3 protein-coding genes are annotated in these 2,119 nt (G+C 70.4%); all 3 read left to right on the plus strand.

Features of this window, described 5'->3' with window-relative positions:
- Positions 1-263 precede the first annotated feature (263 nt).
- The gene (locus tag AC1DP0_RS21225; RefSeq protein ID WP_478088442.1) at positions 264-521 is read left to right on the plus strand and encodes a hypothetical protein; all 258 of its coding nucleotides are present in this window, start codon (positions 264-266) and stop codon (positions 519-521) included.
- Positions 522-523: 2 nt separating this feature from the next.
- Entirely contained in the window at positions 524-1,906 is a 1,383-nt protein-coding gene (locus tag AC1DP0_RS21230) for a DUF4331 domain-containing protein (RefSeq protein WP_478088444.1), read from the plus strand.
- Positions 1,907-1,932: 26 nt separating this feature from the next.
- Positions 1,933-2,119 (plus strand): hypothetical protein (locus AC1DP0_RS21235; RefSeq protein WP_478088446.1); only part of this gene is annotated, 187 nt, incomplete at its 3' end.

Consider the following 2,119-nt stretch of genomic DNA (forward strand, 5'->3'; position numbering starts at 1 on the left):
GCGAGCGGTGCTGCGCTGAGACGCGCTTCGTCCGCCCCGGCGGGCGACCGGCCCGACCACGACACGACCGGCTCGACGGGTCCGGGGGCGCCCATTGGTCCGAGACGACCGGAATGCGGTCTGAGGAAGGCAGCGGTGCTTGCGAAACCACCGACCGCGCCTCCACCGGCGGCGTAGCGTCGATTCGGGTCGCGACCTGGTCTGCGAATCCGACGGCAGGCCGCCACCCGTGAGAACGCGGTCCCCGTCAGAAGGAGCAGGTCATGTCCCAAGCCTCCCGCCGATCGTTCCTGGCCGTGGCCGGGTCCGGCGCCGTCACCACCGCCGTCGTGGCCGCAGCCCCCAGCAGCCGGGCAGCGTCCGAGTCCTCGTCGTCGTCCTCGACGACCGGCACCCAACCGCTCGTCGCCCACGTGCGCGACGCCGCTGCCGGAACGGTCGTGCTCTACACGGGTCACGACGAGGTCGTCGTCCACGACCACGACCTCGTCCGACGCCTGACCCGCGCAGCGAGGCGATGACGATGTCCTCGCACCGGGAAGCCCCCGAGATCTCGAAGGACCCCGTCGCCGACAACACCGACGTCTACGCCTTCGTCAGCCCCGACAAGCCGCGAACCGTCACCCTCATCGCGAACTTCATCCCCTTCCAGAGCCCGCAGGGCGGCCCCAACTTCTACGAGTTCGGTGACGACGTCCTCTACGAGATCCACGTGAGCAACCGCGGCGACGCCCGTGCCGATGTGACCTACCAGTTCCGGTTCACCACCAAGGTGCTCCACGCCGACACCTTCCTCTACAACACGGGCCCCCTGACCTCGATCGACGACCCGAACTGGAACCGCCCGCAGTTCTACTCCGTCACGCGCGTCGCTCGCGGGAAGGCGCCGCAACACCTGGCCACGAACCTGGCCTGCCCCCCGGTCAACGTCGGCGTCCGGAGCACCCCGCACTACGGCGCCGTCTTCACGCCGGCGGCGGTCCACCCGATCCAGGGCAGCCGCACCGTCTTCGCCGGTCAGCGCGGTGATGCCTTCTACGTCGACCTGGGCAGCGTCTTCGACCTCGGCGCCCTCCGGCCCTTCCAGAACCTGCACCTGATCCCGCTGCCCAGCGCCAGCGGGGTCAACGGGCTGCAGGGACTCAACGTGCACACCATCGCGATCCAGGTCCCGATCTCCGACGTGAGCCGCAACGGCGACGTCCCAAGCGACCCGATGAGGGCCTCGTCCGTCATCGGCGTGTGGGCCACCGCCAGTCGGCAGAAGGCCCTGATGTGGGAGGACGCGGAGGGCCGCTACGCGGGACACGGCCCCTACAGCCAGGTCTCCCGCCTGGGCAACCCGCTCTTCAACGAGGTCATCACCCCGATGGCCGACAAGGACCGGTGGAACGCCGTGTTCCCGCACAACGACGGGCAGTTCGCGAAGTACGTCGCACAACCGGAGCTCGCGCGACTGCTGCCGGTGCTCTACCCCGGCGTCTTCCCGCACCTCGCCGCCTACAAGAAGGACCGCGCGGACCTGCTCGCGATCCTGCTGACCGGCATCCCGTCCGGGGTGGTCCCCGGCTTCCAGAACTACACCGGCCCGACGCAGGCGGACCTGCTGCGGCTCAACCTCGCCGTCAGGCCGACCGCCCACCCGAACCCGATCGGCCTCATTGCCGGCGACCCGGCCGGCTTCCCCAACGGGCGACGCCTCGTCGACAACGTCGTCGCCATCGAGCTGCGGGCCGTCGCCGGCGCGACGATCCCGCTCGTCGACCACTCGTTCACACCCGATGCCGCGGCCGCACTGCTCCAGGACGGCACGACCAACACCAACCTGGCGCTGCTTCCGGCGTTCCCCTACATGCCCAACCCTGCGGGCGGGTTCCAGAGCAAGCCCGGCACGCCGGCCGCCTGACGGGGCAGCCGGCCGGAAGGAGTGGCATGGCCACCGCTGAGAACCCCCATTCCGGCCAGGGCCCGGTCCTGCTCGACATCGGGGGCGACGTCGGTGCCGTGGTGGTCTCCATGCCTGCGTCCACCGAGGGGCTCGAGGTCGAGATCCGTCCTGCCGGAGCGACGGCCGCTCCACCGAGCGAACACCAGCACGGTCATGGCGACCACCACACCC

The sequence above is a fragment of the Terrabacter sp. P5_B1 genome (assembly GCF_056400505.1).

Excerpts from the sequence above, each read along its gene's own strand:
- AC1DP0_RS21230 (WP_478088444.1), top strand. The coding sequence starts at position 524 with ATGTCCTCGCACCGGGAAGCCCCCGAGATCTCGAAGGACCCCGTCGCC.
- AC1DP0_RS21225 (WP_478088442.1), top strand. The coding sequence starts at position 264 with ATGTCCCAAGCCTCCCGCCGATCGTTCCTGGCCGTGGCCGGGTCCGGC.